At 71.4% G+C, this 19,197-nt stretch carries 20 protein-coding genes and 1 pseudogene; 12 read left to right on the top strand and 9 right to left on the bottom strand.

Annotated features, from left to right (window positions below):
• Positions 1 to 56 precede the first annotated feature (56 nt).
• Positions 57 to 962 carry a hypothetical protein gene (locus OOK07_RS37730; RefSeq protein ID WP_266800958.1) on the top strand — a complete coding sequence of 302 codons (906 nt, stop codon included), beginning with the start codon at positions 57 to 59 and terminating at the stop codon, positions 960 to 962.
• A 127-nt stretch (positions 963 to 1,089) separates the two neighbouring features.
• A pseudogene (locus OOK07_RS37735) lies at positions 1,090 to 1,275 on the top strand (helix-turn-helix domain-containing protein); the annotation flags it as partial.
• A 161-nt stretch (positions 1,276 to 1,436) separates the two neighbouring features.
• Here OOK07_RS37735 and OOK07_RS37740 read toward each other — a convergent pair.
• Positions 1,437 to 2,627 carry a flotillin family protein gene (locus tag OOK07_RS37740; RefSeq protein ID WP_266800960.1) on the bottom strand — a complete coding sequence of 397 codons (1,191 nt, stop codon included), beginning with the start codon at positions 2,625 to 2,627 and terminating at the stop codon, positions 1,437 to 1,439.
• 12 nt (positions 2,628 to 2,639) lie between these two features.
• Complete coding sequence (locus OOK07_RS37745; RefSeq protein WP_266802210.1) at positions 2,640 to 2,891, bottom strand: NfeD C-terminal domain-containing protein; 252 nt, start codon at positions 2,889 to 2,891, stop codon at positions 2,640 to 2,642.
• 316 nt (positions 2,892 to 3,207) lie between these two features.
• On the opposite strand from OOK07_RS37745, the gene OOK07_RS37750 reads away from it, so the two are divergent.
• Both OOK07_RS37750 and OOK07_RS37755 read left to right on the top strand, forming a co-directional pair.
• Complete coding sequence (locus OOK07_RS37750) at positions 3,208 to 4,125, top strand: SGNH/GDSL hydrolase family protein (RefSeq protein ID WP_266800962.1); 918 nt, start codon at positions 3,208 to 3,210, stop codon at positions 4,123 to 4,125.
• A 134-nt stretch (positions 4,126 to 4,259) separates the two neighbouring features.
• On the top strand, positions 4,260 to 5,414 hold the full coding sequence (locus OOK07_RS37755) for an acyltransferase family protein (RefSeq protein WP_266800963.1): 1,155 nt from the start codon (positions 4,260 to 4,262) through the stop codon (positions 5,412 to 5,414).
• A gap of 246 nt (positions 5,415 to 5,660) precedes the next feature.
• Here the strand turns inward: OOK07_RS37755 and OOK07_RS37760 are convergent, their stop codons facing one another.
• Positions 5,661 to 6,128 (bottom strand): winged helix-turn-helix transcriptional regulator, encoded by a 468-nt coding sequence (locus OOK07_RS37760; RefSeq protein ID WP_266800965.1) that lies wholly within the window; start codon positions 6,126 to 6,128, stop codon positions 5,661 to 5,663.
• A gap of 101 nt (positions 6,129 to 6,229) precedes the next feature.
• On the opposite strand from OOK07_RS37760, the gene OOK07_RS37765 reads away from it, so the two are divergent.
• The 6 genes from OOK07_RS37765 (at position 6,230) to OOK07_RS37790 (ending at position 11,544) form a co-directional block, all read left to right on the top strand.
• Positions 6,230 to 6,724 carry a PaaI family thioesterase gene (locus tag OOK07_RS37765; protein ID WP_266800966.1) on the top strand — a complete coding sequence of 165 codons (495 nt, stop codon included), beginning with the start codon at positions 6,230 to 6,232 and terminating at the stop codon, positions 6,722 to 6,724.
• 377 nt (positions 6,725 to 7,101) lie between these two features.
• Positions 7,102 to 7,356, top strand: a complete 255-nt coding sequence (locus tag OOK07_RS37770; RefSeq protein WP_266800967.1) for a hypothetical protein — start codon at positions 7,102 to 7,104, stop codon at positions 7,354 to 7,356.
• Positions 7,353 to 8,804, top strand: coding sequence for an alpha-amylase family protein (locus OOK07_RS37775; protein WP_266800968.1), 1,452 nt, complete (start codon positions 7,353 to 7,355; stop codon positions 8,802 to 8,804). The genes OOK07_RS37770 and OOK07_RS37775 overlap by 4 nt, the downstream gene beginning before the upstream one ends.
• Before the next feature lie 57 nt (positions 8,805 to 8,861).
• Positions 8,862 to 9,524 carry an NUDIX domain-containing protein gene (locus tag OOK07_RS37780; RefSeq protein WP_266800969.1) on the top strand — a complete coding sequence of 221 codons (663 nt, stop codon included), beginning with the start codon at positions 8,862 to 8,864 and terminating at the stop codon, positions 9,522 to 9,524.
• Between the two features lie 86 nt (positions 9,525 to 9,610).
• Positions 9,611 to 10,594, top strand: a complete 984-nt coding sequence (locus OOK07_RS37785; protein WP_266800971.1) for an aldo/keto reductase — start codon at positions 9,611 to 9,613, stop codon at positions 10,592 to 10,594.
• 119 nt (positions 10,595 to 10,713) lie between these two features.
• On the top strand, positions 10,714 to 11,544 hold the full coding sequence (locus OOK07_RS37790; RefSeq protein ID WP_266800973.1) for a DUF427 domain-containing protein: 831 nt from the start codon (positions 10,714 to 10,716) through the stop codon (positions 11,542 to 11,544).
• Here OOK07_RS37790 and OOK07_RS37795 read toward each other — a convergent pair.
• The 6 genes from OOK07_RS37795 to OOK07_RS37820 form a co-directional block, all read right to left on the bottom strand.
• Positions 11,507 to 12,034, bottom strand: a complete 528-nt coding sequence (locus OOK07_RS37795) for an NUDIX hydrolase family protein (protein WP_266802212.1) — start codon at positions 12,032 to 12,034, stop codon at positions 11,507 to 11,509. The genes OOK07_RS37790 and OOK07_RS37795 overlap by 38 nt on opposite strands.
• A gap of 24 nt (positions 12,035 to 12,058) precedes the next feature.
• Positions 12,059 to 13,198, bottom strand: coding sequence for an amidohydrolase family protein (locus OOK07_RS37800; protein ID WP_266800975.1), 1,140 nt, complete (start codon positions 13,196 to 13,198; stop codon positions 12,059 to 12,061).
• A gap of 1 nt (position 13,199) precedes the next feature.
• Positions 13,200 to 14,603 (bottom strand): glutamine synthetase family protein, encoded by a 1,404-nt coding sequence (locus tag OOK07_RS37805; RefSeq protein WP_266800977.1) that lies wholly within the window; start codon positions 14,601 to 14,603, stop codon positions 13,200 to 13,202.
• Positions 14,604 to 14,643: 40 nt separating this feature from the next.
• Positions 14,644 to 15,453, bottom strand: a complete 810-nt coding sequence (locus tag OOK07_RS37810) for an SAM-dependent methyltransferase (protein ID WP_266800979.1) — start codon at positions 15,451 to 15,453, stop codon at positions 14,644 to 14,646.
• 184 nt (positions 15,454 to 15,637) lie between these two features.
• Positions 15,638 to 16,489: a hypothetical protein gene (locus OOK07_RS37815; protein ID WP_266800980.1), complete on the bottom strand. Its 852-nt coding sequence runs from the start codon at positions 16,487 to 16,489 to the stop codon at positions 15,638 to 15,640.
• A 128-nt stretch (positions 16,490 to 16,617) separates the two neighbouring features.
• Positions 16,618 to 16,869 (bottom strand): hypothetical protein, encoded by a 252-nt coding sequence (locus OOK07_RS37820; protein ID WP_266800981.1) that lies wholly within the window; start codon positions 16,867 to 16,869, stop codon positions 16,618 to 16,620.
• A 148-nt stretch (positions 16,870 to 17,017) separates the two neighbouring features.
• Here OOK07_RS37820 and OOK07_RS37825 point away from each other — a divergent pair, with 148 nt between their 5' ends.
• Positions 17,018 to 17,485, top strand: coding sequence for a potassium channel family protein (locus tag OOK07_RS37825; RefSeq protein WP_266800982.1), 468 nt, complete (start codon positions 17,018 to 17,020; stop codon positions 17,483 to 17,485).
• A 137-nt stretch (positions 17,486 to 17,622) separates the two neighbouring features.
• Complete coding sequence (locus tag OOK07_RS37830; RefSeq protein WP_266800984.1) at positions 17,623 to 19,032, top strand: cytochrome P450; 1,410 nt, start codon at positions 17,623 to 17,625, stop codon at positions 19,030 to 19,032.
• The last annotated feature ends 165 nt before the right edge of the window (positions 19,033 to 19,197 follow it).

Below are 19,197 nucleotides of genomic sequence, written 5' to 3' on the forward strand. Positions count from 1 at the left end.
CTCAATACACTCGGCGATCGCGCCCATCGCGGCGCACACTCGCATATCGGGGACGAATGATGAGCAACTGGAACCCGGGCGGACAGCCGCCCCAGGGGCCGCAGCCCTACCAGCCGCAGCCACCACAGCCCTATCCGCCCCAGCCCTACGTGCCGCCACAGCCCCAGCCGCCCTACCCGGGGCCGCCGGTGCCGCCGCCGGGCCGGCCGGTCACCCGGCTGCGGCGGCGGATCGGCCCCATCCACACCGCGCGCAGGGTCTTCACCCCGTCACGGCCGGGCATCGTCTCGGATCCTGAGGTGGCGCGGATGCGGAAGATCAGGACCCTGGTCGGCGTGGGCGCGTTCCTGTGGATGTCCTACGCCTACAAGCTCGCCCCCAAGCTCAGCGATGCGGCGGACGATCAGGTCGACAAGTCGTGGACCAGCGCCCTCGTGCTGGCGGCGACCCTCCCGGTCGTCGTCGGCGTCCTGTACGGCCTGGCCGCTCCGGCGGCGCGACGGGACCTGCTGCGCCGGGCGGGGCGGTGCTTCGGCGCGATCGTGGCCATGATGGCGGCGGCCTCCGTCTTCCCGATCATCGTGCTCTCAGGGTTCTTCGAGGGCCAGGAACCCCTCGTGGAGGGCCACTTCACCGTGACGAAGGGCCTCATCCTCGCGTTCACCCTCTTCGTCCTCTTCTGGGTGACGCCGTTCGTCGTCTGGGGCGTGGGACTCGCCGTCCAGCACGTGTTCCGCACCGCGGACATCCACGAGACGGTGCCGCCGCTGCTGATCATGGCGTTGGCGTGGGAGATGGCACTGATCGACATGTTCACCGGCGCCCACGAGGGCGTGCCGACGGTGATCCGGTACGTGTTCATCCTGGGCGCCCCGCTCTCCGTCATGGCGGTGGGCCTGTGGGAGCTGCACCGGCTGCGCGTGCACTACGGGCTGGGGATGCGGGGACTGCTGATGCGCTAGGAACGGCGCCTCGCAGGACGTACTAGTGATCTGGTTTTGAGGTCGTGGGTCGCCACGTGAGGCGTCCCCTCTTTCAGATTGCGGCGTTCTGCTGCGGCGGGTAGCGCGCTCGCGCTGTGCTGCGTGGATGGGCGATACCCGGCTGGAACCTGTCGTGTTGTCGGAGGCCGAGCGGCTGACGCTGGAGAGCTGGGCCAAGCGCCGCTCGACCGCCCAGGGACTGGCCGTTCGCGCACGCATCGTGCTGGCGTGCGCGAACGGCTGGAACAACACCGTGGTCGCCGCGCGACTCGGTGTCGGCAGAGATACCGTGCGCCGCTGGCGCACAACCCGAAGAGTGGATCAAGGTCTGGAACGACGATGCCAGGCCCTTCAAATGGACCAAGACCGCCGACCAGATCCTCGACCGCATCTGCCGCTACTGCGACAGGATCTCCGAATCTGCCGCTACTGCGACAGGATCTCCGAACCGGATCACTGGTCCACGTCCACCGGGCCGTCGTCCGTCTTGCGGTCCTTGCCCGAGCGGAGCTGGAGCAGGCCGTTGGTGTTGCTCTCGTCGGGACGGCGGTTTTCGCTGGTGTCCTGGTTGCCCAGGTTCTGCCGGACCGAGTCGAGGATGGTCAGGCCCTGGGACACCAGGCCCGCGGCGATCTCGCCCAGGCCGTCAGCGCCGTTGAGGACGTTGACATTGGCGCCGGCCAGACCGCCGGCCGCCTCCTTGACGATCTGCGGGAGCTGGTCGATGAGCATCCGGTCGAGCGCGACCCGGTCGTAGGAGGCAGCCGCCTCCGCCTGGATCTTCATGCGCTGCGCGTCGGCGGCGGCGAGCACCTTGATCCGCTCGGCCTCGGCCTCGGCGGGCTTCACGATCTCGGCCACCAGCTGCTGCTGGCGGAGCTTGGCCTGGCGCAGAGCCAGATCCGTCTGGGCGTCGAGCACCTCCTGCTGGGCATGAGCCTGTGCCAGCGGCCCGGCCTGGGAGGCCTTCGCCTGTGCGCGGTCCACCTCGGCCGAGTACTCCGCCTTGACCACGGCGGTCTGCCGGGCGTACTCGGCCTGGTTGCGGGCCGCCGCCTGCTCCGCCTCGACGGAGGCCTGGGTGGCCTGCGCCTGGGCGATCTGGGCCTGCCGCTGGATGGCCGCCTTGTGCGGCGCGGACATGGCCTCGATGTAGCCGACCTCGCCGTCGTCGATCGACTGGATCTGCAGTGAGTCCACGATCAGGCCGATCTTCGCCATCTCGACCTTCGAGGTGTCCAGGACCTCCGCGGCGAGCTTCTGCCGCTCCGTGACGATTTCCTCGACCGTCATCGAGCCGATGATGGCGCGCAGGTGGCCCGCGAAGATCCGGCCGGTCAGCACCGACATCTGGTCCTGGTCGGAGAGGAACCGCTGGCCGGCGTTGATGATGCTCTCGGTGTCGTTGCCGACCTTGAACGCGATGACGGCGCGGACGTGCAGTGCGATGCCCTGCTTGGTCACACAGGTCTCGGTGACCTCGGCCTCACACATCGACAGGGTGAGGAAACGGGTCTTGCGGAAGATCGGGAGCACGAACTTTCCGTGCCCCGTCACCACTCGGAACGGCGCGCCCCCCAGTCCCCGTCGCCCGCCCGAGATCAACATCGCCTCGTCGGGAGCGGGAACGCGGTATCCGAACATGCTGCTTACTCCTCAATCTGCGCCCGCGGCGTCGCCGCCGAGCGCGTCCAATGGATCCACCCACTCGATGACGCCGACCTCACGACATCCACGCGACTCGATCACGAGCACCGTCGCCCCCGTGGGCAGGGGATCTTCGGACCAGGCGAGAAAGGTTTCGGAACCGCCTCTGACCCGGACCAGTACCTCGCCGGGGCCCGCGGATCCGCGGGTTCCGATGAGAACCGTGCCCGTGCAGCCGATCACGGCTTCGTCCTGCGGCATCATGGCCGCTCTTCTATGTTCTGGCCCACGATTCAGACGATAGACCTACCTGGGTCGGGGACCCAACGGGCCCGCCGGTTCCGACTGCGTCACAGGGACGTATCGTCTCTGTCCGGCGGGGAGTTCGGCCCGCGCGCCATGATCGATTCCTGTCCACGACGGCTTCTGTCTCCGGTGCGGCAGCTGCTTGTGTCCTGCCTCTGGCCCCGGGGACATACCGAACGGTATACAGGCTCCGTCGCGTGTGAGGCCCGCGCCCCTTGGTGCCGGCTCCGCGCGACGTCCATGTCTCAGGGGCCTCAGGGGGAGGATTCGCATGGCGGACGACACGGGTTCGGGCACAGCTGTGAGACGTCGGCGGCGCGGGATCGCGATGGGGGCGGCACTCGGCGGCTGTGCCCTCGTCGCCGTATCGACGACTCCTGCCGCGGCGCACGGCGGGGGAGGCGGCCGCGACACTCGCTACGTGTCGCTCGGGGACTCGTACACGGCGGGCCCGCTCATCCCGACGCAGGTGGACGCGAACTGCGCCCGCTCCGACCACAATTACCCCTCGATCGTGGCGGCGGAGCGCAGGGTGACCTCGTTCAAGGACGTGAGCTGCAGCGGAGCGACGACCGAGAACATGTGGAAGGCACAGGGCACCAACGACCCGCAGCTGAACGCGCTGCACCGGGACACCGATCTGGTGACGGTCCAGATCGGCGGCAACGACGTCGGATTCGGCTCCATCATCGCCACCTGCGCTCATCTCGGCCCCCAGGATCCGGCAGGGGACCCGTGCCGGCGCTACTACGCCTCCTCCGGGATCGACCAGCTGGCGGTCGACATCGCGCGGACGGCGCCGAAGGTCGACGCGGTGCTGCGGGCCGTGCGCGCCAGGGCACCGCACGCCCGGGTGCTCGTCGTCGGCTACCCGGACCTGCTGCCCGACGACGGCAGCGGCTGCTACCCCTCGGTGCCGTTCGCGGCGGGGGACTTCCCCTATCTGCGGGACACCGGCAAGCGACTGAACCTGATGCTTGACCTGGTCGCCGAGTGGAACCGCGTCACGTACGTCGACACCTACGGCCCCACGCGGGGCCACGACATGTGCAAGGCGCCCGCGGACCGCTGGATCGAACCACTCCAGCCGGCCTCGCCCGCTGCCCCGGCGCACCCGAACGCCAAGGGCGAGGAAGCGATGGCGCGTGCCGTACTCGAACGTCTGGGCAAGCGGCACGGCCGTCGCTGAGCGGTGCGCCACCGATGTTCGTCGGCATTGGTGTGACGTTGGGTACGGGACGGAATGAAAGGAGCTGAACGGGCAACGTTCCCCTTCATGCCCCGTTTCACGCCCCGTACTCACAGCCCCCGGCAGGTGATTCGATGACGACGGCGACCAGGGCGCCCCGGCCGCCGTCCGCCACCGAAACCGCCGCCACCCCCGAGAGTCCCTCGTCCGCCGCGGCGCCCTCACTGCCGTCCCTCACCGGGCTGCGCTGGGTCGCCGCGCTGCTGGTCTTCGGACTGCACGTGAACAACTTCCGCTATTTCGACGGAACCGCCGGCCGCACGGTGAACTGGGCGTTCGGGGCCGGCGCCACAGGTGTGTCGTTCTTCTTCGTGCTGTCCGGGTTCGTCCTGACCTGGTCCGCCCGTCCGGGCGACCGGGCACCCGCGTTCTGGCGGCGGCGCATCGCGCGCATCCTGCCGGTCCACCTGGTCACCGCCGCGATCGCGCTGCTCATGGCCTACACGCTGGCCCACCAGACGAAGCCGACGCTGCGCCAGGGGCTGGCAAATGTCCTGCTGGTGCATTCCTGGTGGCGCCCGTGGTGGCAGACACTGGACCCGGTCAGCTGGTCACTGGCCTGCGAGGCCTTCTTCTACGCCGCCTTCCCGCTGCTTGCCCTTCTGCTGCGCCGGCTCGGCGGGCGGGGAGCGGCGGCGCTGGCCGGGGCGTCGGTGCTGGCGGTCCTGGCACTGGCCTGGGTGGACACGCACCACCGGCTCGGCCAGCCGATCGACTCCCTCCCCGCCGCGCGTCTGCCCGAGTTCGTCCTCGGGGCCGCCGTCGCCCGGCTGGTGCTGCTCGACCGGTGGCGCGGACCCGGCCTGGAGGCCTCGCTCGCCCTGGCGATCATCGGCTACTTCTTCGTCCCGCAGGTCACCGTCGGCTACCCGGCCACCACCTGCACCGTCATCGGCTTCGCACTGCTCATCCCGGCGGCGGCCGTCGCGGACCTGCGCGGCCTGCCGTCGCTGTGGCGCCACCGGCGACTGGTACGGCTGGGGGAGCTCTCGTTCGCCTTCTACATGGTCCACCTGCTGGTCCTGCGGGCCGGGACCAACCTGCTCGGCGTCAAACCCCGCTACGGCGTGACGGAGGGCCTGACCGTCACCGCCGTAGCGTTCGCCGTCTCCCTCGGCCTGTCCTGGATCCTGTACGAGGCGGTGGAACGGCCCGGTAGACGCCTGCTGCTGCGAGGCCGCCGCCGCACCGACACGCGCCTGCCGGCCGGCGGGCAGCCGGACGCCTAGCACGCAGCCTCCATGCCCCTCAGCCGGGTGTGCTCTCGCGCAGGACTCGGCGCGCCCGGCGACGCGGCGGTGCCCGGCAGTGGGGTCCGGGTCCTCGCCGCACGGCCGACCGCCGGCACTTCGAGGAGGTCGTCGGCCGTGAGGTCCACCATGGCGGCCCGCGTCGTCGCCGCAGTGCCCCCGTCGCCGCGGTACTCACGGTGACGGGGCTTGTCGGCGACGGCCGGACGGCGGCCTTGGCGCGGCTCAGCCGCGCGGACGGGCAGCCGGTCCCGGCGACACCGTGACCTCTCGCGGGGAGAGCGCCGTGTGGTCGTCGGGGCACTCGACCACCACCCGGACCGGGGCGCCGCAGTCGCGGTGCCGGATGTCCAGGACCGGCCCCTCGGGATCGCCGACGTAGGTCTCGCCCCACTGCCGCAGGGCCACCAGGACGGGCCACAGGTCGCGGCCCTTGGGTGTGAGGCGGTACTCGTGCCGGGTCCGGCTGCCGCGCTCCTGGTAGGGGACGGTGGCCAGGATCCCGGCCGCGACCAGCTTGCGCAGCCGGTCGGCGAGGACCGCCTCGGAGAGCCCCATATGACGGCGGAAGTCGTCGAAGCGACGGACCCCGACGAAGGCGTCGCGCACGAGCAGCAGCGTCCACTTCTCGCCGACCAGGTCGAGGGTGCGCTGGACCGTGCAGTTCTCGGTGCTCGTCTCGAGCCACTTCATACCGCCCATCGTAGGGCACCTGGCTTCGTCATTGACAGTCAGCGGAGGAGACAGCTAGCTTCGAGAAGCAGAGTCAGAGGCCAGGGAGGAACGAAAGCCGCATGGACCGCTCTCGTACGTACGACTGGGACGACCCCGCGATCTCGGCGGCCGCCGTCGGGCAGGGCTCCGGCCTGCACTTCCTGCGGGAGCTACTCGCCGGTCGGCTGCCCGCGCCGCCGATCGCCGCCACTCTGGGCATGGACCTCGAAGAGGTGGACCACGGGCACGCCGTGTTCTCCATCGTGCCGGGGGAGGAGCACTACAATCCCATCGGCAGCGTCCACGGAGGGATCTACGCGACGATGCTCGACTCGGCGGCCGGCTGTGCCGTCCAGTCCACCCTGCCGCAGGGCATGGCCTACACCTCGCTCGACCTGACGGTGAAGTTCCTGCGCCCGATCACGGCCGGCACGGGCAAGGTCCGCGCCGTCGGCAGTGTCCTCAGCAGCGGCCGGCGCACCGCCCTCGCCGAAGCTCGGCTCCTCGACCCGGCCGACCGCCTTCTGGCCCACGCGACCAGCAGCTGCATGCTGTTCCCGGCACCGGCCGTCTGAGCCTCCCCTCCCGTACCGCTCGGTGCTGTTGCCGCCTTTCGTCCATGGGGGACATCAGCGCGTCCGACGGACAGGGAACCCACCCCTCCGCCGCCCACCCATTGCGGGCGCGCCCGGTACGCCGGAGTCTGGGAGCAACGCCGGGCCGGCAGGGCCTGCCCTAGGGAGGCGGCGATGGTGTCGGACAGCGGTGCGGCGGGTGCCGAACGGCAGCGGCTCCAGGAGGCCGACGCGGCCCGGGCGGGTTGGCGCCGGTGGGGCCCCTACCTCAGTGAACGGCGTCAGTGACGAGGAGCAGCGGCTGTGCTTCGCGCTCGCCCTGTGGAACGGCCGGGACCCCCGCGACCTTCCTCGTCGGTCAGGACGGCCACCGACCGGTGCACGGCGCACAGCCCAAGTTCGCCAAGGACCCGCACTGGAAGGACCTGATCCTCTTCTACGAGTACTTCCACGGCGACAACGGCGCGGGCCTCGGCGCGTCCCACCAGACCGGCTGGACCAAACTGGTGGCGGCCACCGCGACGCTGTTCCACGTGGTCAGCGCCGACGACGGGCAGCGCGGCGGCCGGGACTCCCTGCGGCCGGTCGACGAACGCTTCACCGGCTCGGGTGACGAGGAGCCCCTGTCATGACGGTCGTGTACGAGATCAACACCCTTGTCTGGCTGGGCGAGTTGGGCGGACGGTACGGGCGGCGGGTCACCCTGGGCGACGTACCCGCCGAGGTCTGGGACGAGGTCGCGCGGCCCGGCGTCGACACCATCTGGCTGATGGGCGTGTGGCAACGCAGCCCGGCCGGCCTCGCGATCTCCCTGCGCGACGAGCCCCTGCGCGCCTCGTTCCGCGACGCCCTGCCCGACCTCACCGAGGCGGACATCTCAGGATCCCCGTACTGCGTACGCGACTACGTCGTCGACGCGACCCTGGGCGGGGCGGCCGGGCTGGCCGAGGCCCGCTCGCAACTGGCCGCCCGGGGACTGCGGTTGATCCTCGACTACGTCCCCAACCACGTGGCCCCCGACCACCCCTGGCTCACCGCACGCCCGCACCGCCTGGTCCGCGGCACACGCGACGACCTGGCCGGCGCGCCCGATGCCTTCGTCGAGGTCGCCGGGCAGATCTACGCCCGTGGCCGCGACCCGTACTTCGCACCCTGGCCGGACGTCGTCCAACTCAACGCCTTCAACGACGACTTGCGTACGGCCGCCGTGGACACGCTCACCTCCCTCGGCGACCAGGCGGACGGTGTGCGCTGCGACATGGCGATGCTGATGATGAACGACGTGTTCGCCAAGACCTGGGGGGACAGGGCCGGACCGCACCCCGCCGAGGACTTCTGGCCGTACGTCATCGAGCGCGTACGCGCGCACCACCCGGACCTCCTCTTCGTCGCGGAGGCGTACTGGGACCTCGAACGGGCCCTGCAGCAACAGGGCTTCGACCACTGCTACGACAAGCGGCTCTACGACCGTCTCCGCCACGAGGACGCCGCCTCGACCCGCGCCCACCTCCAGTCGGACCCCACCTACCAGCACGGCCTGGTCCGCTTCCTGGAGAACCACGACGAACCCCGTGCGGCCGCCGCCCTTCCCGACGCCGCCCGCCACCGCGCCGCGGCCGTCACGGTCGCCACCCTGCCCGGCGCGACGCTCTGGCACGAGGGCCAGTTCGAGGGCCGCCGGGTACGCCTGCCGGTGTTCCTCTCCCGCCGGCCGCAGGAACCGGCCGACGAGCAGCTACGTGAGTTCTACGGCCGGCTGCTCCCCGCCGCGGCCGCCGTGCGCGAAGGCGACTGGCGCCTGCTCACCGCCACCGGCCGGCCGGACAACGAGACCCACCGCACCCTCCTCGCCTGGAGCTGGACCGGACCCGGCTCCCGCCACCTGGTGATCGTCAACCACTCCGACGCCCCGGCGCAGGGACACGTGCCCCTGCCCTGGCCCGACCTGGCCGCCCGCCCCTGCCGGCTGACCGACCTGCTCTCGGCACAGACGTACGACCGTAGCGGCGACGACCTGCTCGCTCCGGGCCTGTTCGTCGACCTGCCCGCCTGGCATACCCACGTACTTTCCCTGGCCTGACCGGCGGCCGTGGTAGACAGCGACCATGACCTACGCACGCACGGCCGGCTGTCCGCGATGACCGCCGGCATCGACACCCCGGACCGCCGCGGACGCACCGGCCTGGACCGGACCGGCCTGGATCTGACCGGCAACCCCCGCGTGAAGGTGCGGGACGTGAAGCTGCTCTCCAGCCACTGGTACGTGGAGCGCGCCACCACCTTCGAACTCCAGCGTGCCGACGGCACCTGGAGCACGCAGCAGCGCGAGACGCACGACCGCGGCAACGGCGCCACCATGCTGCTGTACGACACCGACCGCGAAACCGTCCTGCTCACCCGGCAGTTCCGCTTCCCGGTGTATGTCAACGAACACCCCGACGGCATGCTCGTCGAGACGCCGGGCGGACTCCTCGACGACGATGACGAGCACCCCGAACTCGCCGTGCGGCGCGAGGTGGTGGAGGAGACCGGGCACACCATCGGCGAGGTCCAGCACGTCTTCGACGTCTACATGAGCCCGGGCTCGGTCACCGAACGAGTCAGCTTCTACGCCGCGGCCTACGGCCCCTCGACCCGCACCCACGAGGGCGGCGGCCTCGCCGAGGAGGGCGAGGACATCGAGATCCTCGAACTGCCCTTCCGCCGGGCCCTGGAGATGATCCGCAGCGGCGAGATCGCCGACGCCAAGACCATCATGCTGCTGCAGTGGGCGGCCCTTGAGGGACCGTTCGCCACCTAGCCACGCGCACCCTTGACTTCGCGTGCGCTTCAACATGAAGACTCCCGTTCGTACCCGGACACCCGGGTGCGAACGGGAGGACACCCATGAAGTACCGCACGATCGGAACCGACCCGAACCACCGCCGTGAGGTGAGCGTCCTCGCCCTGGGGGCGATGCTCATGGGCTCACGGACGGACGAGGAGACGTCCTTCGCCGTGCTCGACCGGTACGTCGAGGCCGGCGGCACCTTCATCGACACCTCCGGCAACTACGCCTTCTGGGAGGACGGAGGCCAGGGCGGCCAGAGCGAGGAACTCCTCGGGCGGTGGCGGCGCAGCCGCGGCATCGGCGACGAGATCGTCATCGCCACCAAGCTCGGCGCCCGCCCGCTCGCCCCCGGCACCAGCTACGTCGACAACCCGGAAGGCCTGTCCGCGAAGGTGATCCGTGAGTCCGCCGAGCGCAGCCGGGAACGGCTCGGCGTGGAGAGGCTGGACCTGCTCTACGCCCACATCGACGACCCCACCGTCCCCCAGCGCGAGACCGTCGAGGGCTTCGCCGCACTGGTCGCCGAGGGCACGGTCGGGCTGCTCGGCGTGAGCAACCAGTCCGTCTGGCGGGTGGAGCGGGCACGTGCCCTGGCCGCCGGGGGCGGGCTGCCCGGTTACGAGGTGCTCCAGTACGAGCACAGCTATCTGCGCCCCCGGACCGACGTGCCGTCCGACCTCTTCCCCGACGGCACCCTCGGCGCGGCGGGCCCCGATCTGCTCGGCTATCTGCGGGCCGAGCTCGGCCTGACCCTGGTCGCGTACTCGCCGCTCCTGAAGGGCGCCTACGTCCGCCCCGACCGGCTGTCGTCCGACTACGACCACCCGGGCACCCCGGCCCGCCTCGCGGCGCTGCGGGACGTGGCCCGGGAGACCGGGGCCACCGCCAACCAGGTCGTCCTGGCCTGGCAGCTGGGCGGAGCCCTCCCGATCATCCCGCTGGTCGGGGCGTCATCGGTGGCCCAGCTGGAGGAGAACCTGGCGGCCGTCGACCTGGACCTCACGGCGGACCAGCGCGCCCGGCTGGACGCGGCGCACTGACAGAGGAGCACTCGGCCTCCGCGGCCCGGGGGCGTCAGGCCGTCGAACGGCTCAAGGTCCGTGGGCCCCACCATGGCGTACCCCTGGCGGGCTCCCCTCCGCTGTGCCTGACTGGACACATGAGCCCACTTCCCACAGAGCGGTCCCTGAGCACCACCCCCGAAGGCCTCATGTGGGAGCCCAGCGAGCGCTGGGTGCGCGGCCGTAAGGGCGATGTCACCGTCGTCGACAGCCGGCACCCCGTGCTCGTCTGGGAGCCCGACCTTCCCGTACCGCAGTACGCCTTCCCGCGCGCGGACGTCCGCGAGGACCTTCTGCGCCCCGCCAAGAACCCGCACATCGGCACACACACCGGATCGCAGGTCTTCTACGACCTCGAAGCCGACGGCGAGCTGGTGGCGAACGCCGCCTGGACCTTCGCGGCCGACGACCTGGCCGGCCACATCGCCTTCGAGTGGTTCCGGCGCAGCGGCAGGGGACTCGACCACTGGTACGAGGAGGAGGAAGAGATCTTCATCCACCCCCGCGACCCGCACAAACGCGTCGACGCCATGACCAGCAGCCGCCACGTACAGATCGAGATCGACGGCCTGCTCGTCGCGGACACCCGCCGACCGGTGCTGCTGTTCGAGACCGGCCTGCCCACCCGGTACTACATCCCGCCCGAGGACGTCCGCCTCGACCTGCTCGTACCCACCGACCACCACACCGGCTGCCCCTACAAGGGCACCGCCCAGTACTGGTCGAGGCACGGCGGGGCCGACGTGCCGCCCAACCTCGTCTGGAGCTACCCGGAGCCGCTGCCCGCGGTGGGCCCGGTCCAGGGGCTGCTCGCCTTCTTCAACGAGGCGGTCGACATCACCGTGGACGGGGAGCGGCTGGAGCGCCCCGTCACACCGTTCAGTGCGATGCTCAGACCGCGCAGCCCACGTGGGCCAGCGCCTGCTTGAGCAGTACTCCGTGGCCGCCCGGCATCTCGCTCTCCACCGCGGGCGACACGGCCTCCTGCGGGCTGAACCAGACCAGGTCCAGAGCGTCCTGCCGGGGCCGGCAGTCGCCGGTGACCGGGACGACGTAGGCCAGGGACACCGCGTGCTGGCGCGGGTCGTGGTACGGCGTGACGCCGTGCGTCGGGAAGTACTCCGCGACGGTGAAGGGCTGCAGGGACGCCGGGATCCGGGGCAGCGCCACCGGGCCGAGGTCCTTCTCCAGGTGACGCAGCAGGGCGTCACGGACCCGCTCGTGGTGCAGCACCCGCCCGGAGACCAGCGTCCGGCTGACCGTCCCGTCCGGGCCGATGCGCAACAGCAGGCCGACGCTGGTGACTTCGCCGCTGTCGTCGACGCGCACGGGCACGGCCTCGACGTACAGGATCGGCATACGGGCGCGTGTGAGTTCGAGGTCGTCGGCGCTCAGCCAGCCCGGCGTGGTTTCGGTCATGTCAGACATTGCTTGATCATACTTTCAGGTGGTGCCGGACAGGCGGTAGACCCGGCGGGCATTGTGTGCTCCTGCCCACTCGGCGATGCGCAGCGCGTCGGGCAGGCTCAGTTCGTCGGCCTCCACCCGGTCCTGCAGCAGACCGGCCAGACCCTGGCGGAAGGCGAGCGCGCCCAGACAGTAGAACTCGGCCACACCGTACGCGTCGGAGCTGTACAGCAGCTTGCGGAACGGTGTGATCTCAAGGGCCTCCTCCAGGACGGCACGGGCGCGTGCCGGGCCGACGTAGTGAAGGGTGAGGCCCACATCCAGGTACACGTGCTCGAAGACCGCGGCCAGGTAGGCGGCCTGGCGCTGGTAGGGCCAGCAGTGCAGCAGGAGCACCGGGATCGTGCCGCTGGTCAGGTGCAACCAGTCGGTGAGGTGGGTCGGGTCGACCCGGTGCAGACGGATGTCGTTGTCGCCGAAGCCGGTGTGGAGCTGGAGCGGGAGGCCGAGGTCGACCGCGGTCCACAGCAGATGCCGTACGAGCACGGGATCGTCCAGCCGGCCACCGCGCGCCTGCCAGCGCCCGGCCGCCGCGGTGACCTCCGCGGCCGAGGGGCGGGCGGGGTCCAGGTCGAAGCCGGTGCGGTAGGCGGCCACGGACTTGACCGCCACCACACCCGGCCGCCCCACAGACTCCCGCGCGGCCGTGCGAAAGGCGTCGGCGTACTCGTCGGGCTCGACCCCCTTCGCCGCGACCGCCTCGGCGACGCCCTCCAGCCGTACGACCTCGTGGGCCCTGCCGCCGGCGATCCCGGCCAGCTGCGCCGGAGTGGTGAGGCCCTCCGGCGCGTACCCGGTGTCCACGCAGAACGTGCCCGTCCCCGAGGCGGCGAGGAAACGGCGCTGTACCTCGTGCCGGCCCAACTCGGCCCGCCGATCCAGGTACACGTCGGCCGGCGCGTGGCGCGGAAGGTCCAGCAGCGGGGCGCAGTGGCGGCGGACCGCCACGCCGACGGGGCTGTCGAAGGGCGAGATCCCGGGCCATGCGGCCCCCTCGGTGATCAGCTCCTCGAAGCCCTCCCGGGTCAGGTCCGCCGTGACCACACCATGGCAGTGGTGGTCCACCAGCGGCAGCGCGGCGAGCGCCTCCTGGACAGCCCCGCCGGCCGCGCCCACGTCAGTACTTCCAGCGGTACGCCGCCGCGACCCGCTCGTCGTCCAGCCCGTGGACCGCCGCGATCTCCCCCTGCCGTACGGCGATCACGGCGTCCGCCAGGACCGGCCCGAGCGCGGCCCGCAGCCGTTCGTCCTTGCGGAACTCCTCGACGGACTCGATCAGCGAGGTCGGCAGGCGTCGTACGCCTCGGGCGGCCGCGTCCGCGAGGTCGAGACGGGCCGGATCGCCGGCGATCTCCTCGGGCAGGGGAGTGGACGACGTCAGGCCCTCCAGCCCGGCCGAGAGAAGACAGGCGAGGGCCACATACGGGTTGGCGGCCAGGTCGACCGGCTTCACCTCCAGGTTCGCCACCCGGTCGCGCAGGCCCGCCGTCCCCGTGACGACCCGCAGCGCGGCCTCGCGTGTCTCGCGGCCCCAGGCGGTGAACACCCCGGCCCACTGGGAGGGTTTGAGCCGCAGATAGCTCGCCGGGCTGGGCGCGGTCACGGCCGTGAGGGCCGGCAGGTGACCGAGCACTCCGGCCGTGAACGACTCGGCGTCGGCCGTCATGCCGTACCGGCCCTCGCCGCCGGCGTGCAGGTTGACGCCCTCACGCCAGGCGGAGAGGTGGACATGGCCCCCGTTGCCGACGCCCTGTGCGAAGACCGCCGGGGCAAAGGAGACCACGAGCCCGTGGCGCCGGGCCACCGCCCGGATCGTCTGCCGCACCAGAACGCTTCGGTCGGCCGCCGCCACCGGGTCGAGGGCGCCCACCGAGATCTCGAACTGCCCGGCCGCGTACTCGGGATGGATCTGCTCGACGTCCACACCCTGCGTGGCCAGCGCGGACAGCAAGTCGGCGGTGTAGTCGCTCAGTTCGACCTGACGTGTGGCGCTGTACGCGGGCCCCGAGAGTGCGGGGACGAACTCGCCGCCCTCCGCCGGGCCTTCCCCGACGGCCCACTCGATCTCGATGGCGGCCTTGAAGGTGAGGCCGTGCCCTTCGGCGGCCTCGACGAGGATGCGGCGCAACGCGGTGCGGCTGCACCCTGGATGCGGCTCGCCCTCCTGCGTGATCCGGTCGACCGGCGCCCACGCCCAGCCGGGCTGCGCGGCCAGGGCGACGAGTTGGTCGAGGTCGGGGTAGAGACGCAGGTCGCCGTCCGGGGAACCGAGAACGTCGGTGGAGACGATGGAGTCGTTCGCCAGGAACGTGTCGAACACCGGTGACATGCCGACGCCCCAGGCCGCGGCCGAGGCGAGCCGGGCCGTCGGGACCGACTTCACCCGGGCCACACCCGCGGTGTCGACATACGACAGGACGACGCCGTGCACTCCTTGACCGGACAGCTCCTGCGCGAGCGCCCGGGCCCGCTCGACGTCACCGGGGCGTCCGCCGGGGACGGGATCGGCAAGGGTGGTCATAAATCCTCCACTGGCACGTCGGCGACGGTCTGCACGGGTGTCAGGGTTTCACGGCCACCGCGCCGAACTGCGGTACCGCGGTGGGCGATCCGGCATCGGCGCGCCACTGCGAGCACGACACCAGGCCCGGCTCCAGGAGGTCCAGCCCCTCGAAGAACGCGGCGATGTCCTCGCCGCTGCGGGCGGTGATCGGCGGGGTGGCGTTCTCGTTCCAGAACTTCATGGCCGGGATCTGGCCGGCACCGCCGAGGTCGGCGTCGAAGGTGGGGTGGGTGAGCACCAGGAAGCTGCCCGAGGACACCTCGGCCATGACGTTCGCCACGATCTCCCGCGCCTTCTCCGTGTCCAGCACGAAGTTGAGGATGCCCAGCATCATCACCGCGACCGGCTTGGTGAAGTCCAGTATTCCGGCGGCGCGTTCGAGGATCGCGGCCGGGTCGTGCACATCGGCGTCGACGTAGTCGGTGACGCCCTCGGGGGTGCCGGTCAGCAGGGTGCGGGCGTGGGCCAGGACGATGGGATCGTTGTCGACATACACGATCCGCGCGTCGGGTGCGATCCGCTGGGCGATCTGGTGGGTGTTGTCCGCCGTGGGCAGGCCCGTGCCGATGTCCAGGAACTGCCGCACGCCACGCTCTTCGGCCAGGAACCGCACCGCCCGGCCCAGGAATTCGCGGTCCGCGCGGGCGATGTCCCGGATGACCGGGAACATCCCGGCGACCTGTTCGCCGACCTGCTGGTCGACCTGGTAGTTGTCCTTGCCGCCGATCCAGTAGTTCCACACACGCGCGTTGTGCGCCACTCCGGTGTTCAGCCTCGCCGACCCGCCCGGGGTGTGGCTCTCACTCACGACTCAGCTCCTTCGCACGCACCTGTGACCGTCGTCGCCATTGTGCCGCCCGGTGATCACGCTGTCCCGGGAATCGGCTGATCAAGTGTGCGGAATCGGCTCTGCGGTGTCGGGCGCGGGGAACCGGCAGTGCGGTGTCGGGCTCTCTCTGCGGGATCGGCCGTGCCGATCGCGTCGGGTTTGGTCAGCCGGTTCGGCCGGGGCCCGCGGCCGGTGTCTTCCCGGAGAGGACGTCCTTCAGTCGCGGGGTGCCCTTTTGGACGGCCTGCTCGGTGGACTGGTGCTCGTCCCCGTCGAGCCCGCCGGCGGTGACGGTGATGGCGTCGTCGCCGACGCGTACGACGGCGACGTCCAGGGAGAGGGTGGCGGGCGAGCCGTTCGAGGTGCCCTGCACCGTCACGTGCAGATCCTGCCGCGCGTCGCCCACGTCGGGCAGCGAGCCCTTGGTCACCTGGACGGTCCGCTTGCCGCCCTTGGCGTCGATCGCGGTGAACTGGTCGCACGTGACCGGCAGCGTCTTCAGCCAGGCCCAGGATGCGTCGAGGCGGGCGTGGTCGTAGGCGGCGACCTGGTAGAGGAGGCGGGAGTCGCCCTGCTCGAACCCGGTCAGCGCGGACGCGCCGGACGGCTTGCCCAGCAGGTCGTCGTCGTAGAGCGCGTCGAGGAGTTTCTGGCAGTCGGCGCCGTTCGCCTTCGCGGTGAGCAGGGCGGCGACGTCGACCTTGCCGATGAGGAGGGTGTCGCCCCACTGGGCGGCGTCCTTGACCTGGTTCCAGTCGTCCTCGATGTCGCCCTCGGTGATCAGGGCGGCCCGTGCGCCGGTTTCGGTGAGGCGGGCGGAGGCCGAGGGAGTGGGGGTCTTCGCGGCCAGGGGCGAGGCGGGCCGGGACTCCTCGGCAAGGGGTGACGCGGCGGCGTCGGAGGCCTTGGAACCGGAGCTGTCACCGTCGTCCGAACAGGCCGCGGTGGTCAGCAGCGCGGCCGCGGCCAGCGCTGAAGCCAGCACGCGTACGGGGAGGGGCGGACGTCGGGTCATGGCGGATGCCTCCAGAGAAGCCGCGACAGACAGGAGCTGTCCTCAGCGCACCATCGGCGGCTCCGGCCCACCAGCGCACCGGGCCGTTCGGGGGAGCGCCCGGCCGGGGCGGGGCGGAGGCGAGCCGGTCAGGGCGTCTCGGGGGCGGGACCGGCGGCCCGCACCTGCACCCGCCGTCCGCCGCACTCGGGGCAGACCGCCTCCGTGAGCGGCGAGCGGACGGCCCGGCCCGCCTCGTCCACGTACTCCTGGGTGGTGAGGCCCGAGGTATCCAGGGGATCGGTGAAGAACATGACCCGGAAGCCGGCCTCCCAGGCGTGACCGCACTCCCCGCAGGCGAACGCGAAGGTGTCCGCCACCTCGCGGGGTTCCGCCGCCATGGGACCGCCCTCCTGCCGTGGCCCGCCGACTCCTGCCCTCAGCCCACAACGCCGCAGCTCGGACGGCAACTCGAACGCCCCGCCCGACATGCCCGCACACCCGCACCCGACCACACTGACCCCATGCCGATGAATCCCAAGGAGTGACATGCTGCCCGGATTCCTCGCCAGGGCGGTCGAGTCATTGTTCGGCCGGGAGGGCCGCTCGCTGCATCTGAAGGCGGCGGGCGCCGCGACGGCCGTCCTCGGCGTGGTGATGCTCATCGGCTCGTGGGCCGTCATCGTCGCCGAGTACGACGCACCGCGCGCCAATCTGCGGACGTACCCGCAGGCACTGTGGTGGTCGATCGAGACGGCGACCACCGTGGGGTACGGCGACTTCTTCCCGGTGACCTTCGGCGGCCGCATCGTCGGCACGGTCATGATGATCGTCGGGATCACGACATACGGCATGGTCACCGCCGCCCTGGCGACCTGGTTCGTCGGGCGGGAACAGAAACGTCGTCACCATCTCGCCCATCGTGCCGAGGAGTTGAGCGAGGAGACCGTCCGCGCCCTGCACGAACGCTTCGACCGCATCGAGCGGATGATGGCCGGGAAGGACGAACGCGAATGAGGGCTTGAGCACGCCTGCTACCGGCGAGTACCCCACCCTGTCACCTGCCGGACACCTGAGGTACGGTCCCTCCCGAGTCCGCAAGCACCCACAGGTTGCGGACCGTTACGGACGGTGTGGACGGGGGCGGCGGAAGCATGGGATTCCACCTGGTCGACGAAGGCGGCGAAGGACATGCGGAGTCCGACGGCACGCCGCTGGAGGCCCTCGCCCCCGAGCCCCTGCTGACCCGGGACTACGAGACGCGTCCCGCACTCGTCTACGAGCGGCTGCGCGAGCGCCACGGCCCGGTCGCTCCGGTCGATCTGCTGGGCGTGCCCGCCTGGCTGGTGCTCGGCTACCGCGAGTCGCTCCAGGTCCTCCAAAACGACGCCGGCTGGCCCAAGGGGCTGGAGAACTGGCGGGCCCGCACGGAGGGCCGGGTGCCCGCGGACTGGCCGCTCGGCCCGTCCCTCGAGGTCAACCACGTGCTGATCCAGGGCGGCCCCGGCCACCGCACCCTGCGCGACGCCTGGGACCTGGCCCTGCGCACCTTCCAGGACCCGCGCAACCCTCAGGCCAAGCGGCTCAAGTCGGCCGTCACCGGCTACGCCGACGAGCTGATCACCCTTCTCGCGCACGGCGGCCGTACGGGCGTGGCCGACCTGTCGGCGCAGTTCTCCCGCCCCCTGCCGCTGATGGCGGCGAGCCATCTGCTCGGCTTCCCCGGCTCGCAGGGCGACGAGGCCCTCATGGACATGTGGCGGGTACTGGACGCCGGCCCGGACGCGGAACCCGCCCTGGCACGCCTGCTGGTGACGCTCTCCGAACTGGCCGCCGCCAAGATCGAGAAGCCGGGCGACGACTTCCCCTCCCACCTGCTCGCCGCCCACCCGGACCTCTCGGTCGACGCGCTGGCCAGGGAACTGTTCATGCTGCTCGGCATGACCTCCGACCACGTCGGCATCCTCATCTCCAACACCGTCGTCGAGGTGATCTCCGGGGATGCCGACGGCGGAGTGCGTACCGCCCAGTCCGCCGGCATGGTCCGGGAGGCCATGAACCGCGTGGTCATGCGCAAGCCGCCCCTGGTCAACTTCGTGCCGAGGTTCGCGGCCGAGGACAGCCGGCTCGGGAACTACACGATCCGCGCCGGCGACCCCGTGTGGGTCTCGCCCGCCGCCGCGCACGCCGACCCTCTCTTCGCCGGCCGGATCGCGCCGGGCTCCAGCATCAGCAGCCGGGCCCATCTGTCATGGGGCGCGGGCCCCCGTCAGTGCCCGGCCCGCGAGCTGGCGTCCACCATCGCGGCGGCCGGCGTGAGCCGCGTCTTCGAACGGTTCGGGCACCTGGAGCTCGCCCTGCCCGTCGACCAACTACCCTGGCGCTCCTCGCCGTTCATGCGAGGACTGCGCTCGCTGCCCGTGCGCTACGAGCTCTCCGGACCGGCGCTGCGGGTACCGAAGGCGCCCGGCCTGCCCGCCGCACCCGCCGCACCGGACCAGGCCGCCAGACGGCGGTCCTCGCTGTGGCGGTACCTCGCGGGACTCATCCGGTCCGGAAACTGACCGTCGGCCCGGCCCGCACAGGGTGACCGGACTGCCGGCCCGCACAGGGTGACCGGACCGCGGTACGGCTGATCGTCACCGATATCGAGGGCACGCTCCCGGACGACGCCAGGCGGATTCCGCCCGGGCTCCGGGAGACGCCGGCCGGACTGCGCAGGCGCGGTG

Source organism: Streptomyces sp. NBC_00078, assembly GCF_026343335.1.
Taxonomy (GTDB): domain Bacteria; phylum Actinomycetota; class Actinomycetes; order Streptomycetales; family Streptomycetaceae; genus Streptomyces.